14 protein-coding genes are annotated in these 13477 nt (G+C 68.0%); 2 read left to right on the plus strand and 12 right to left on the minus strand.

Going from position 1 to position 13477, the window contains the following annotated elements; all coding sequences use genetic code 11:
- Positions 1 to 1412: PH domain-containing protein (locus FNQ90_RS03020; RefSeq protein WP_323379751.1), on the plus strand; the 1412-nt coding region annotated here is incomplete at its 5' end.
- 100 nt (positions 1413 to 1512) lie between these two features.
- A complete protein-coding gene (gene bioB, locus FNQ90_RS03025; RefSeq protein WP_323379752.1) occupies positions 1513 to 2652 on the plus strand; it encodes a biotin synthase BioB in 1140 nt (379 codons plus the stop codon).
- A 156-nt stretch (positions 2653 to 2808) separates the two neighbouring features.
- On the opposite strand, the gene FNQ90_RS03030 is transcribed toward bioB, so the two are convergent.
- From FNQ90_RS03030 to FNQ90_RS03085, 12 genes are all read right to left on the minus strand, one after another.
- Positions 2809 to 3165 carry a hypothetical protein gene (locus FNQ90_RS03030; RefSeq protein ID WP_182604829.1) on the minus strand — a complete coding sequence of 119 codons (357 nt, stop codon included), beginning with the start codon at positions 3163 to 3165 and terminating at the stop codon, positions 2809 to 2811.
- A gap of 115 nt (positions 3166 to 3280) precedes the next feature.
- Positions 3281 to 3889, minus strand: a complete 609-nt coding sequence (locus FNQ90_RS03035; RefSeq protein WP_182604830.1) for a hypothetical protein — start codon at positions 3887 to 3889, stop codon at positions 3281 to 3283.
- A gap of 217 nt (positions 3890 to 4106) precedes the next feature.
- Entirely contained in the window at positions 4107 to 4706 is a 600-nt protein-coding gene (locus FNQ90_RS03040) for a hypothetical protein (RefSeq protein ID WP_182604831.1), read from the minus strand.
- Positions 4703 to 5122, minus strand: coding sequence for a hypothetical protein (locus FNQ90_RS03045; protein WP_182604832.1), 420 nt, complete (start codon positions 5120 to 5122; stop codon positions 4703 to 4705). Before FNQ90_RS03045 ends, FNQ90_RS03040 begins: the two co-directional genes overlap by 4 nt.
- 1028 nt (positions 5123 to 6150) lie before the next feature.
- Complete coding sequence (locus tag FNQ90_RS03050) at positions 6151 to 7614, minus strand: WXG100 family type VII secretion target (protein WP_182604833.1); 1464 nt, start codon at positions 7612 to 7614, stop codon at positions 6151 to 6153.
- Positions 7614 to 7913: a hypothetical protein gene (locus FNQ90_RS03055; RefSeq protein WP_182604834.1), complete on the minus strand. Its 300-nt coding sequence runs from the start codon at positions 7911 to 7913 to the stop codon at positions 7614 to 7616. The genes FNQ90_RS03050 and FNQ90_RS03055 overlap by 1 nt, the downstream gene beginning before the upstream one ends.
- 64 nt (positions 7914 to 7977) lie before the next feature.
- Complete coding sequence (locus FNQ90_RS03060; protein ID WP_182604835.1) at positions 7978 to 8643, minus strand: hypothetical protein; 666 nt, start codon at positions 8641 to 8643, stop codon at positions 7978 to 7980.
- 277 nt (positions 8644 to 8920) lie between these two features.
- Positions 8921 to 9544, minus strand: coding sequence for a hypothetical protein (locus tag FNQ90_RS03065; RefSeq protein WP_182604836.1), 624 nt, complete (start codon positions 9542 to 9544; stop codon positions 8921 to 8923).
- Positions 9537 to 10988, minus strand: coding sequence for a hypothetical protein (locus FNQ90_RS03070; RefSeq protein WP_182604837.1), 1452 nt, complete (start codon positions 10986 to 10988; stop codon positions 9537 to 9539). The genes FNQ90_RS03065 and FNQ90_RS03070 overlap by 8 nt, the downstream gene beginning before the upstream one ends.
- Positions 10945 to 12285 carry a putative T7SS-secreted protein gene (locus FNQ90_RS03075; protein WP_182604838.1) on the minus strand — a complete coding sequence of 447 codons (1341 nt, stop codon included), beginning with the start codon at positions 12283 to 12285 and terminating at the stop codon, positions 10945 to 10947. Before FNQ90_RS03075 ends, FNQ90_RS03070 begins: the two co-directional genes overlap by 44 nt.
- Position 12286: 1 nt before the next feature.
- Complete coding sequence (locus FNQ90_RS03080; protein WP_182604839.1) at positions 12287 to 12583, minus strand: hypothetical protein; 297 nt, start codon at positions 12581 to 12583, stop codon at positions 12287 to 12289.
- Entirely contained in the window at positions 12576 to 13301 is a 726-nt protein-coding gene (locus FNQ90_RS03085) for a hypothetical protein (protein ID WP_182604840.1), read from the minus strand. The genes FNQ90_RS03080 and FNQ90_RS03085 overlap by 8 nt, the downstream gene beginning before the upstream one ends.
- Positions 13302 to 13477: the final 176 nt, after the last annotated feature.

Raw genomic sequence — 13477 nt, forward strand, 5'->3', positions numbered from 1 at the left:
ACCCCGACCCCGCGCGCCCGGTGGCGGACGCGGCACGGGCGCCCGGGCCCGACCTCCCCCTCGCCTCCGCCGTCGAGGTCGAGGCGCGGACCACCGAGCCCGGCGGCATCCCACCCGGGCTGGGAAAACGCCTGCACCCCGTCACCCCGTGGCGGCGCGCCTGGGCCCCGCTGGCCGGCCTGGGCGCCCTGCTCCTCCAGGACCCCCAGCGGATGCGTGCCGCCGCCGAGCTCGGCGTCGCCTGGGTGCTGGTCATCCTGGGCACCGTACTGGCGATGGCCGCCCTCTACGGCTGGCTGTCCTGGCGGGTCACCCGCTATCTCGTCACCGACACCGAGCTGCGCATCCGCACGGGCCTGCTCTTCCGACGCAGCGCCCACCTGCGGCTCGACCGCATCCAGTCCATCGACGTGACCCGCCCCCTGCTGGCCCGTGCCCTCGGTGTGGCGAAGCTGAAGATGGATGTCGTCGGCTCCGGCGACAACGACGAACTGGCCTTCCTCGGCGAGGCCGAGGCCCGCAAGCTGCGCGCCGAACTGCTGGCCCGCGCCGCCGGCATCTCCCCCGAGGCGGCCCCGGAGGCCGGTGAGGCACCCGCCACCGAGCTGTACCGGGTGGACGGCCGCACCCTCGCCACGGCGCTCGCCCTGCTGGGCACCGGCTGGGGCATGCTGCTGCCGCTGGCGTTCCTCATCCCCTTCATGTGGTGGGGCACGACCAGCGTCTTCATCACCATCATGGTCGCCGTGCCGATCCTCGCGACCATCTGGCGCAGCACCGTCGGCGCCTTCCTCACCCAGTACGGCTGGACCGTGGCCGAGTCCGCCGACGGCCTGCGGTTGGACCACGGCCTCCTCCAGCGCGACCACGCCACCGTGCCGCCGGGGCGGGTGCAGTCGGTGCGCATCGTGGAGCCCCTGCTGTGGCGGCGGCGCGGCTGGGCCCGGGTGGAACTGGAGGTCGCCGGCGGGGGACACGAGGCCGGACTGCTGGTGCCGGTGGCCGACCGGGCGATGTGCGCGGCGCTGATCGGCCGCATCCTCCCCGACACGGACATCGACGCCGCGATCGGCTCCGTGCGGCCGTCCCCCGCCCGCGCCCGCTGGGCCGTCCCGATCTGGCACAAGGGGTACGGGCACGGGGTGACCGACACCGTCTTCGTCGCCCGCAGGGGCCGGCTCAGCCGAACCCACACGCTGGTGCCGCACGCCAAGGTGCAGAGCACGCGCATCACCCGGGGACCGTGGATGCACCGCCTGCGCCTGACCGACATCCATGTGGAGCACGGCGCCAACGGCACCGTCGTCGCCCGGTTGCAGGACTCCGAGCGGGCCGTCGCCGAGTTGACCGCGCAGGCGGACCGGTCCCGTCTGGGGCGGCGCACCGCCCGTCCCGAGCGCTGGCTGACCTGAGGACCGGCCCCGGGGCGGGACATCCCCGTACGCCCCGCCCCGGGTCGTCGGGATCACCCCCGGGCGGTCTTCCGCCGGACGCCCGCCCCGGGACAGGATCGTGTCCATGCATCCGGAGAACCACGCCCCCACCGACGGCGGCACCGCCCCCGCGCACACCGACCCGCACGTCCTGCTGGAGACCCTGGTCACGAAGGGTCGCCGGGGCGAGTCGGCGACCCGCGAGGAGGCGCTGGCCGTCCTCGCGCTCGATGACGCGGACACCCTCGACCTCGTCGCGGCGGCGGGCCGGGTGCGCCGCCGGTGGTTCGGTCGCCGGGTCAAGCTGAACTACCTGGTGAACCTCAAGTCCGGGCTCTGCCCCGAGGACTGCGGGTACTGCTCCCAGCGGCTCGGCTCGAAGGCGGAGATCCTCAAATACACCTGGCTCAAGCCCGAGGAGGCCGCCCGGGCGGCCGGCGCGGGCGTATCGGGCGGCGCCAAGCGGGTCTGCCTGGTCGCCAGCGGACGCGGCCCCACCGACCGCGACATCGACCGGGTCTCCGGCACCGTGGAGGCCATCAAGGAGGAGCATCCGGAGGTCGAGGTCTGCGCCTGCCTCGGGCTGCTCTCCCCCGGTCAGGCCGAGCGGCTGCGGGAGGCCGGCGCCGACGCCTACAACCACAACCTCAACACCTCCGAGGAGATGTACGGGGAGATCTGCACCACCCACGGCTACGAGGACCGCAAGGAGACCGTGGGCATGGCCCGGGGCGCCGGGCTGTCCGCCTGCTCCGGACTCATCGCCGGCATGGGCGAGAGCGACGCGGACCTGGTGGACGTCGCCCTGGAGCTGCGCGCCCTGGACCCGGACTCCGTACCGGTGAACTTCCTCATCCCCTTCGAGGGCACACCGCTGGCCGAACGGTGGGAGCTGACGCCGCTGCGGGCGCTGCGCATCCTGGCCATGGTGCGCTTCGTGTGCCCGGACGCGGAGGTACGGCTGGCCGGTGGACGCGAGGTACACCTGCGCGGCCTCCAGCCGCTGGCCCTGCACGTGGCCAACTCCATCTTCCTGGGCGACTACCTCACCAGCGAGGGGCAGGCCGGGAAGGCGGACCTGGAGATGATCGCGGACGCCGGGTTCGAGGTGGAGGGGGCCGGGACCGAGACCCTGCCCGAGCACCGGACCGAACCGCGCACGGACCTGGTGACGGTGCGTCGACGGGGTGCCGGCACCGACGTGGCGCCCAACGCCTGAACCGTTCCCCCGGCCGGCCGGCGCGTCCGCTCCGGGGGCTTCCGGGGCTTCCGGGGGCTTCCGGGGCTTCCGGGGCGTTCTCCCACGGACGCGGTGCGGTGTGGGGGTGCGCGGGGGCGTCGGCGGTGATCCGACGGCGCCCGCGCGCCCCGTCGATCAGCCGGCCGGGGTGCGGCCGGCGTGCGCCTCGATGGCGGCGTGCAGCGCCTTCACCTGCCGGCGGATGCCGAACATCGCCCACATGGCCGAGGGCCGTCCCACGTGCCGGCCCCAGCCGGGTGAGACGTTCCACCGGGTGCCGTTCATCGTCAGCGCGAGGTTCTGGCCGAAGGTCACGGCCATCGGCTTGGCCACCACCGCGCCGGCCGGCGCCCGGTCCACCGGCTCGCCCCCGTCCCCGTACAACTCCACCACGCCGTTCGCGACGACCACGCGGCCGTGCTGGGCCACCGGCTTGAGCCCCCGGCCGATCTGCGTCTCGTCGAACTCCACCGTCTCCGGGCCCGTTGTCATGTGCGTCCTCTCCGGCCTCTTGGGCTCCTTCGGCCGGGTCACCGCCGCGCGGGCGCTCCCGGCCCCTTTCACCTTTTTCACCTTCTCCCGGCGGCCGGGGACCGGGATCGGTTCGTCAGGCCAGGGCCCCGGCGGGACGGAGAGCCAGCGTCGAGGCCATGCCCGCCGCGATCTCCAGCATCTCCGGTCCGGCCGCCTCGCCCGGCCAGGTGACGGTGAACTCGAGCACGCCCTCGGGGTAGTGGTCCGGCAGGACGAACCAGCTGATGCTCTCGCGCAACGCGGGCCGTCCGTCCGTGCCCTCGCCGTCGAAGACCACCTCGTAGGTCCGACATCCGGGCCCCAGCGGCAGCGCGACCTCCGTCACCTCCGGCGGAAGGTAATGATAGGGCTGCTGCGCGCCCACGACCTCGGCGATCGCCGCCGTGGTCCGCCCGGCCTCCGGCGGCAGTTGCGGCACCACCCGGGCGGTCGCCGGGACCAGCGGACGGGTCACGCGCGGCACCATCGGCACCAGGGCCGCGACGGGCCCCGCGCCCAACTGCCCGGCCTGCTCGCACAGCACCCGCAGCTCGGGCAGGACCGAGGCGGCGTAGGCGTGGTCCAAATCCCCGCCCCGTTCGGCGATTCGGCGGGCGGCCTCCTCCGGTCCGTCCACCGCGCGCGCGTCGAGGAACACCCACTGCTCGTCCGGCAGCTCGAAGCCGGCCGTCCAATCGGTCATGTCGTCATCCCTTCGGCTTCCCCCGCCCCTCGCCTGCCCCGATTCGGGGCTTCGGCACACATTTCGTCCCGATGTATGTGCGAAGGAGTGGTGGGAAGCGCCGAACATGACGCCGACCTGCCGATTCGTCACCGGCACGGGAGACGAACGGGGTTCGTTCCGGATCCCGCGCTCCGGGGAGGGAGCGGACGAGGCGCTTCCCCGGGTCGGCCCGCTCTCAGGTCGCCTCGCGCAGACCGAGACTCGCGGCCATCCGCTCGGCCATCTCCTCCACCACCGGCCCCGAGGCGAGGTCCGGCCAGGAGACCGTGAACTCCAGCAACTGATCCGGAAGCTGCTCGGGGAAGACGAACCAGCTGATCTGTTCACGGAGTATCGGACGTCCGTCCGGTCCCTCTCCGGAGAAGACCACTTCCCGCAGGCGGCAGGCCGGGCCCAGCGGCAACTCCACCTCCGTGATTTCGGGAGGCCTGCTGTGATAGGGATGCGTCACCCCGAGCACGTCCATGAGGGCTTCCATCGTGCGCCCGGCCTCCGGGGGCAACTGGGGCGCCACATAGGCGGTGACCGGAATCAATGGACGGCGGTCCAACGGAATCGTGGGAACCATCACCGCCATCGGTGCCGCACCGAGCCTCACCGCCTGCTCACAAATCTCCCTGAATTCAGGCAACAGGAGTCGGGCGTATTCCTCATCCTCCTCACCGCCTCGCTCGGCCACGGCCCTGGCCGCCGCCTTCGCTTCATTCGGATTCTTGACCCGCAACATCATCCACTGCTCATCCGGGAGGTCGAACCCGGCGACCCAACCGCTCATGTCGTTTTCTTTCCCTTGTTTTGCCTTGCGGCCCGCTCGTCCACCGGCTGCCCAGCTTCCACCTGAATCATTTGCCCCCACCAAATGTAACGCAGCAGCCCTCGCAACCCGATGACGCCGGCGACCGAGCCCGCCGCAATGACCATTACCGCCAATTGAAGGGTCGCAGCATGTCCCAAAGCCCACAGAACAACGAAGGGCAACGGCGCCACCATGAATGCCAAAACATGCGGACGTCCGATTGCCGAAATTCCCAGCCCGTCCGCACTTTCCGGGTCGGCCCCCGTATAGTCGGCCGAGCGCCGACGACGGGCATCTGGATCATCGGGCCCACTCACCGAACCCGGCGGAGTGCGATGTTCGAGCTTTGCGATATTTATCCCGAGCGCGTCGCAGAATTTCCGCAGTCCTCTCAACGAAGGATCACCGGCGAACCATGTGGACCACGGAAGGAAAATCAGGACCGCATCTCGCTCGTCAACAAAAGCGACCCCACGATACCTTCCCCCGCTTTTAAGGATAAGAGCACGCCCAACCCCGAGCACCGGGTCAACCGGCCCTCGCGCCCGACGCCGCATAAAAACAGCTGTCTGCTGCCACAGGTCCTCTCCGTCCCACATCACCCGGGCACGTCGGAGAAAAGCACGACTGACCGGCACACCAGGAGTGGGACGAAGCAGGCCTCTTCCTCCGGTCAGGCTCTTCCCCCGGGAGAACATCAAAGGCCCCCACCCAAGGATGGTGAGCCATACAGCACGTCCGACCACAAGAGTCAGAACCAAAAGAAAGGATCCGACGTAGATCCACAGGGCCGCTTCCCGCTCCGGCCCGAAAACACCCCGCCGAGGCCTCGTGACAGCCATGAGTATCAGAACCGCGGCAAGGGAGAGCACAAAAGTCGCCAACGATACGACGACGAGGCGATCCGACCCCGGCCTCCTCGAACCGGCCCACAGCACCACACTTCTGGATGGAACAACAGGCTGCTTCCCCACCAAGCGCCACGGAATGCGATGGTGATCCATGAAGCCCTGCATTCCGGTGAGGTCAGGGAATTCGGGGTTCTGCGAGTAAGCGAACCCGGTGTCCCCCGTCCCGGCCAGGTTTACCGGGACGGCCCCCGCTCCGTTCGGCACCCAGTCGGACAGAAGAAGACATGCCAGAACCCGCCCCGAGACATCACACAGATGGACGCACCCGGAAAAAAGCTCTCCGACCCGGGCGGAGGTCTCGCACGCCTTGGGTGAAATAGTGGCGGACGCCACCCCCTCCGGACCCAGTGGCCAGGAACGCCTGCGCCCACGCGTGTCGACGCACAGGCGCCCGTTCACCACCTCCACCCGGGCGCGGCGCAGATCTCGCCACCGCACCAGCGGTCGCTGGCCCGCACGGAGCACGACCCGCCCCTCACCCGGTGCCGCCGGCCTCACGGCTGACGCTCTTCTCATGGGACACACACGTCCGACTTTTCCGCCTCCCGCGAGGTGTATGTGAAGTCCCCGGTGGGGACGACATCGCCGATCACGGGATTGTCGGTGATGGAGAGCGGTCCCATCTGGCTCGCGGCGACGGAGAGCGAGTCGAGTTGGGTGGCCGCCGTGACCCCCAGGCCGCCCGCCCCGGTGGCCTGGGCCCCGAGTTGGGCGTTGCTCATGTTCGTGAAGGCCGAACCGGCGTCGGCTCCCGCCGCCCTCGCGCCTGCGAGCACCGAGGCGTCGGCAGCCGCGTTCGGATTCGCGAATACCTGGTGCAGCCGGGCTCGGAGCCCATGGGTGTCGGCCCCGGAGAACACGTTCGCGTAACTCTGCCGGCTGAAGATCGTGGACACCCCCTGACGGAACTCGGTTCCCAGTCCGCCGAACGCCTCCCGGGCCCATCCGGACACCCCCGAGGGCGGGGAGGCGGTGTTCCCCGCCGCGTGGCGAAGGCGGTTCATGGGAGCGCCCATGATGCTCTCCGCCCGGGTGACTCGCGCCGTTCGATTGCCGAACTGCAACTGGGCCCGGAGGCTGCGGAAGGCGGTCCACTTGGAGGAGGCGCCGGCCGCCTTGAGGCCCGAGCCCACCGCCCGGCCGATGCCGAAGGTCAGCAGGCCCACCACGTCGAGGGCCACCCCCGCCCAGTTCCCCTTGAGGATGTTCCCCAACAGGGAGAAGAGCGTGGCCACCAGGGCGATCACACCGAGCACCGCCGCCAGTGCCTGGCCGATGACGGGAATCCACCCGACCAGCAGGGCGGCGATGCCCGCGATCGCGGCCACCCACCCCGCGATCTCCCCCAGCACGATCAACGCGTTCTTCAGCGAGGTCAGGGCGTTCTTGAAACCGTCGGTCCAGTGGTCCTTGACCTGGTCGCCGCCGATGAAGTCACCGATGGCCTCGGCGGCCTTCTCCGCCGCCCGGTTGACGTCCGAGACCACCTCCCCCAGGCGGGCGCGGGCGGCGGCGAGTTCCTCCCGCGCCTCTTCGAGGCGCTCCTCGTAGTGGTCCAGGCGGTCGTGATCCTCGGCGTCCTCGTCCTCGGCCGCCTCGGCCTTCGGCGCGTAGTAGCCGATCGTGCCCTGCGCGGACCGGGCCGTTCGACGCAGTTCGAGGCTCTCCTCCTGAGCCTCCTCCAGTTCCGGCCAGTACTCGGCCAGGGCGTTGGCGGCGGCGTTGTACCGGCCCCAGACGCGCCGGATGTTGGCGGCCAGGTCGGTGGCCTCCTCACGCACCGCCTCGCCGGCCTTGCCCTTCCAGCTCTCGCCGTCCTCGCCGAGTTCGTCGAGCAGGTCACCGCACTCGCCGATCATGGTGGCGGTGCGCCGGTACCGGGCCGCCGCCTCCTTGATCGCCTCCCAGTCCCCGGGGACCGGGTCCCGGCCGTCGTCGGTCAGGGGTTCCCAGTCGCGCGGACGCACGCTCCCCATCAGATCTCCCCCGTCAATGCCTTGTGGAGCTCGGTGTCGAGGCCGCCGAACGCCTCCTCCGCGGAGTCGACGATGTCGGCGAAGGACCCCACCGCGTCGATGACCTGACGGCGTTTCTTGGACCAGTTCTCGGCGAACTGCTCCAGTTCGTGCGCGAGCCCGTCGTGGCCGGCCTCCTCCGCGTAGTCGGAGGCGATGGACTCCGAGTTCTCGAACTCGGTGGCGACGAACCGCAGCTTCCTCCCCAACTCCCGAACCCTGTCGAACTTCACCAACAGGTCGGGGTCCCCGTCCCCCATGTGTCCTCCGAATGTCCTCGTGACGGAAGGCGATTCCCGATGCTCCCCGTCGGTGACGGGAGACTCAGGTTCCCCGGTTCCACCGAAGCGAGCGGGCGATGGCGTCGAACATCTCCACCAGGGCGTCCGCCAGTTCCGCCACCGGCGTGTTGAAGGTGAGCACCAGGTGTACGCCTGTGTCCGGCACCTGGACGAAGTACTCCAGTAGGGTGCCCGGGCGGGCCGGGTCGGCCCCCACTTCCTGGATCCGCCCCGACCTGTCCTCGCGTCGACAGCGCACGGCCGTCCCCGCCGGAAGACCGACGATCGAGACGTCCGCCCCGGAATACTTCTCACGGAGCCCCGCCGCCAGGAGGTCGTGCGGCATCGGCAGGGGTCGGGGCCGGTCGTCGATCTCCAGCGAGATGAGCAGGGAAGCGGGGACCGGCACGTCCAGCACGGTCTGGGTGGAGAGGTACAGCTCGACGCCGTCCTGTTCGGCTCCCCGCCGTGCGAGGTCCCCGATGAACTCCGTCAACTCCCGTCGACGCAAAGCGTCCCCGTCCCGATCCGGACAGGTGCGGTCGACCAGGGCACGGACCGACCGGTCACGTCGGCCCTCATCGGTCAAAGGGATGCGGAACCAGTCCGTGGGCGTGACGAGGCGGTACCCCCCGGGAGCCGGTACGACCGTGGCGTCGTGTGCCACGGCGTCGGTTTCCCCGGGATCCGCCGTCCGGTTCGGCTCCATGCGTGCTCCCCGTGCGGACGACACCGATCGGCGAGGCCCCTCGATCGGCAACGGGAGCCCCTGGATTTCGCACACACTATCCATGCCCTTCCCCCGGGGGGAGGGGGAGGACTCCCATCCGGTGAACCGCTCGAGGTCGGGGCTCTTTCGGGTCGTCGGTGTCCGCTGCGAGGACCGTCGGGCCCCGGCAGCCGGTACGACCCCGCCGGGTCGGCCACACGAGGTCGCACGATGCTCCGCACCGCTCCCCGGAGCGGCCCCTCAACGACCCGGGATCTCAGCCGGCGATCGCGTCGGACTCCCGCCGCGCCATCCACAGGGTGTGGGCCATGGCGTCGGCTTCCTCCGCGAAGGCGTCCCCGAGGCCGGGAATGGTCCAGGTGACGCTGAACTGAAGGATGCCCTCCGGCCAGGGCTCGGCGAGGACATAGAAGGTGACGTGCTCGGCGACCGTGTACCGACCGTCGTCCGTCTCGGCGGCGAGAGTCATCTCCCGCACCCGACAGGCCGGTCCCAGCGGCAGCTCCACCTCACGGATGTCGATCTCACCCAGGCGGGTCGGGTGGGGCTCGCGGCACACCGCCGCCACGGCCTCCACCGTGCGGCCGAGGTCCGGGCTCTCCTGCCGTACGACGTAGGCGACGAGGGGAATCAGCGGGTCGGCCTGCCTCGGTGTCTCCGGTACCCACACGGCGAAGGGTGCTGCGCCCTGCCGCCGCCCGGCGGCGTGCAGCGACTCCAACTCGGGGAGCAGCGCCTCGGCGTACAGGGTGGCGTTCTCACCGTCCCGCTCGGCCACCGCCAGGGCCGCCCGGGCGGGAGCCCCGTCGTCACGAACGTTCAGCAACACCCACGTGTCGTCGGGCAGATCGAAGCCACCCTCCCACTCGGACTCACCCATGGTCGACCTCCGGCTCCCGTTCCCTCTGTTTGCGCTCCCACCGGTACTCCACCTCCGACACCGGCGGCACCGTCACCATGCCCCGCAGCCAAAAGAGCTGATACGTGATTCGAAAAAGCATCATCAAGGCGGCCACAATGATTCCGGCGAATGCCAGCCATTGTAGATGGGTTCCCGTGGGAGGAAAGGCAAGATAGAGAAGAACCCAAATCGAAGGAATGAAAAAATTAAAAAGAGAAATAGAAGAGGATTCGGAAATCCAGTAGGAGTGGGTTCTCCTGCTGGCCAAAAGATCCTCATCTTGCCCCGGAAGGGGCTTGCACTCTTTGACTGAAATGAAAACCCCCAGCTCGTTCGCGAATTTTCTCAACCCCACAAGAGCCGGGTCACCCGAAAACCATGAAATCCAGGGAAGTTCTGCTTGAATTGTTCCATTGCAGTCGACCAGAAGGACGCACCACGGCTTACCTTGATGCTTCAGAATCCAAAAATCCGTTACTCCGCTACCCGAGTCCGAAGGCGACCTCATTCTCCTCTTCTTGTTCTCCGCATTTTGCAACACCAGGTTGCCCGCCCCATCCAGGTAGAGAACTGATCTTCGAATAAATGCCCTGTTTACGGCATTCTTCGGAGCCGGGAAAAGTGAAACTTTAGCCCCCCTTCTTTCCGTATTCCAGAGCAACCCGAGAAAGATAAGAAAAAAGGGAAGGGTGAAGGAGAGAAAAATTGAACCATGAATGATTGTGTCAATCCCCACCCCTCCTTCACCCCCCGGGGGCACCCTGAAGAGCTTCATGACGAGACCAACGAGAGTGGCCAGGGGAATAACAAGCATGGCGAAGAAAAGAGCCAAAAACAACTTTACCGCAGATTTTTTCGGCTCATAGACACCAAGCCAATCTTTACTGTGCGGCGGCTCGGAACCCTGAGTAGACACAGGAATCCCCGCATTTTGCAAAAAATTCCCAAGAGAGGAACCGTCAAGCAATTCTCTGGAATCTTCTGCGGCTGACCAAAGAAGAAATACGCCGTTCTTCCTGAAGGTTTTCTTCTCTTTTCCTGCTGGCTCCCAGGGCATCACCGGCAGACAACAGACCCCCTCACCTTGCCCATCACACAAGTGGATGCACCCAGTAGCAGAGTAACCGAGGGGAGGGGAAAAGTGTTTTTTCCCTCCCCTCTCGCGGTCCCCGCCTACCACATGGACCGCAGAAGAAACCCCATTTACCCCCATGGGAAATGAATGTTTCTTACTGCCAGTCGAGATAAGGATTTCCCTACCGTTACACCGAATAAAAGACTTCTTACCTTTTCTCCATTCGTAAAACTCGCTTTCCTCGGCGTTCAACCTGGATGCACACGTGGACATGTTGACCCCCCGAAAGAAAGGCAAGGTGACATCAGGGATTGAATGCATGAATAGTATTCGCCGCAATCCCTCCACCCAACCCGAACTCCACTCCAATTTGGCGATAATTGGCGACAGCCAACAAATGATCCCCTTGCCCTGTGTATCCGCCCGCCTTCCCGACCCCTGTCAGATCTCCCACCGCATCAAAATTCCCCTTGACTGCTTGAAATGAATTAATCACACCATGGGGATCAGAAAATTTTGGCTTCCTCAGGACTTGAAGAGCATCAGGGGGAACTTTCAGGTGTGGGTTCTTCCAGATGTCCGTGACCTCTTTCCTGATTTCAGAGATGGAGTTCTTGAGAAATCCCGAGACGCTCACTGAATGATCAAACTCGGCAGCTTGCTTCTTTAGATTGCTGTGCGTATCACCGAGGATCTCTTGAGCTTTTTTCTTTCTGGCCGCCCGATTTCCGATGCCGCGAGCCAAACGAACCTGACTGAAAACCCGTACCTTGGCCCCCGCCCCTGTGGCCTTCACCATTGTGCCCGCCGCTCTTCCAATGCCCACCGTGAGGATACCCAGCAGATCAAGAGCCGCCCCCGACCAATTCCCATTCACTATGTTCCCCAGCATCGAGATGGCCGTCCCGATCAGGGCCACCGCACCGAGAATCTGGCCGAATACAGGAATCCATCCCAGGAACAAGGCGGCAATACCGGCGATCGCTCCGATGAATCCCGCCCACTCCCCGACTTTGCCCAGGATGTCCTGGATGGCTTCCCACTTGCCGTCCCAGAAGCGGTTGCGGACGTCGTCCTTGCCGATGAAGTCGCGGATGGCCTCGGCGGCATCGGCGGCGGCGGCGTCCCGCTCCCGGATCAGGTCGGCGAGCCGACCCCGCAGCGAGGCGATCCGTCCGCGCGCCTCCTCGGCGGTCCCGGTGAACTCGTCGTGGCGGTCGTGGAAATCCGAGTCGGGGTCCTCCGCCGCCTCCGCCTTCGCGGCGTACTCGGCAGCCTCCTCCTGCGCCTCGATGGCGGCCTTCCGCAGCTCCAGGCTCTCCTCCTGGGCGTCCCGGAGCACGGGCCAGTAGTCGTCGAGGGCCTCGGCGGCCACCTCGTAGCGGCCATGGGCCTTGTGCACCCGGTCGCCCAGCCCGGTGGTGTGCTCGCGGAAGGCGGTGCCGGACTCCCCCTTCCAGCTCTCGGAGTCCTCCTCCACGGTGGTCAGGAGGTCACGGCACCGTTTGATCATCCGGGCGGTGGCACGCAGGGACTCCATGGTGGCCTTGACCTCCTCCCAATCCCCGGGGATCGGGTCTCGGCCGTTCTCCGTGAGGGGAGCCCAATCGCGCGGTCGTGCCCCGGTCACCGTCGCCGTGGTCATCTCAGCACTCCCCCGCGACCGCGTCCCGGAGCGCCGTGTCCAGGCCCCCGAAGCACTCCTCCGCCGCCTCCGCCAACCGCGCGGCCATACGGATCTCCTCCACCATGTCCTCGCGGCGGTTGGACCAGTTGGTCGCGAACTCCTCCAGCGCCTCCGCCAGGCCGCCGTGGCCCACGTGCTCGCTCCGATCGGAGGCCAGGTCCTCCGCGTCCTCGAAGTCGTCGGCCACGATGTCGAGCATCCGGGAGAGGTTGCGCAGGTCGTGCAGGGAGAGCTTCAGGTCGTGGTCGTCACTCATCGGCTCCCCGCTTCCCCATCGCCTCTCCATCGCCATCGCGCCGCCAGAGCAGGGAGGCGGCGATGGCGTCGCACATCTCCAGCAGGGGGTCGGCCAGTTCGATCAGCGGCGTGCTGAAGGTCAGCAGCAGGTGGGCGCCGGTGCCGGGGACCGGGAGGTAGTGGGTGAGGACGACCGTGGTGCGATCGGCCGGGTAGCCGAGTTCCTCCGCGTCCTTCGGGAGCTCCTCCCGCCGCACCCGGACCGACTCCCCGGCGGGGAGAGCGACGACGGTGACCTCGGCCTCCGGATGGCGCCGCCGCAGCCCCCGCGCCAGCAACTCGGCGGAAATCTCGAGCGATTCACCGGGGTCGGGACTCTCCACGGTGACGAGCAGGCTCACCGGCAGGGGGACGCCCAACAGGGTCTGGGTGGAGAGGTGCAGCTCCAGCCCGCCCCCGGCCGCGGCACGCGTCGTCAGGTGGTCGAGCAGGTCTCGGAGTTCGCGACGAGGGCCGGCCGCCTCGTCCCGGTTGGGGTGGGTGCGGTCGACCAGGGCCCGCACCGAACGCTCGCGACGCTCCTCGGACTCCAGCGGGATGCGATACCACTCGGCAGGGGTGATGAGGCGGTAGCCGGTCGGCGGCGGGCTTCCCTCCGGCCCGTCGGGTTCGACGGCGTCGGTGGCACCGGGCGTGCCGGCACCCGTTTCTCCGCCTGTGGGGTGGGCGGATGTCATGTTCTCCCCCTGCGTGACGCACGGCCCATGGTGGGCTCCGGAATCCGATCGCCCCGCGCGATCGGCAGGGGGCATTCCGCGCGGTGCGCCCCCGTGATTCCGTTACGTTACCGTCCGCCACCGACAGTGCCGTCGGGTGGGTCCCGGGCGGATCCGGCAGGCGGTCAACCGGGGGG

Source organism: Streptomyces alkaliphilus (genome assembly GCF_014141535.1).
Classification (GTDB): domain Bacteria; phylum Actinomycetota; class Actinomycetes; order Streptomycetales; family Streptomycetaceae; genus Streptomyces; species Streptomyces alkaliphilus.

What these genes read in the sequence shown, in the direction of transcription:
- FNQ90_RS03060 (WP_182604835.1), bottom strand. Translation starts at nt 8,643, where the DNA reads ATGGAGCCGAACCGGACGGCGGATCCCGGGGAAACCGACGCCGTGGCA.
- FNQ90_RS03075 (WP_182604838.1), bottom strand. Translation starts at nt 12,285, where the DNA reads ATGACCACGGCGACGGTGACCGGGGCACGACCGCGCGATTGGGCTCCC.
- FNQ90_RS03050 (WP_182604833.1), bottom strand. Translation starts at nt 7,614, where the DNA reads ATGGGGAGCGTGCGTCCGCGCGACTGGGAACCCCTGACCGACGACGGC.
- FNQ90_RS03035 (WP_182604830.1), bottom strand. Translation starts at nt 3,889, where the DNA reads ATGACCGATTGGACGGCCGGCTTCGAGCTGCCGGACGAGCAGTGGGTG.
- FNQ90_RS03080 (WP_182604839.1), bottom strand. Translation starts at nt 12,583, where the DNA reads ATGAGTGACGACCACGACCTGAAGCTCTCCCTGCACGACCTGCGCAAC.
- FNQ90_RS03085 (WP_182604840.1), bottom strand. Translation starts at nt 13,301, where the DNA reads ATGACATCCGCCCACCCCACAGGCGGAGAAACGGGTGCCGGCACGCCC.
- FNQ90_RS03055 (WP_182604834.1), bottom strand. Translation starts at nt 7,913, where the DNA reads ATGGGGGACGGGGACCCCGACCTGTTGGTGAAGTTCGACAGGGTTCGG.
- FNQ90_RS03040 (WP_182604831.1), bottom strand. Translation starts at nt 4,706, where the DNA reads ATGAGCGGTTGGGTCGCCGGGTTCGACCTCCCGGATGAGCAGTGGATG.
- FNQ90_RS03030 (WP_182604829.1), bottom strand. Translation starts at nt 3,165, where the DNA reads ATGACAACGGGCCCGGAGACGGTGGAGTTCGACGAGACGCAGATCGGC.
- FNQ90_RS03065 (WP_182604836.1), bottom strand. Translation starts at nt 9,544, where the DNA reads ATGGGTGAGTCCGAGTGGGAGGGTGGCTTCGATCTGCCCGACGACACG.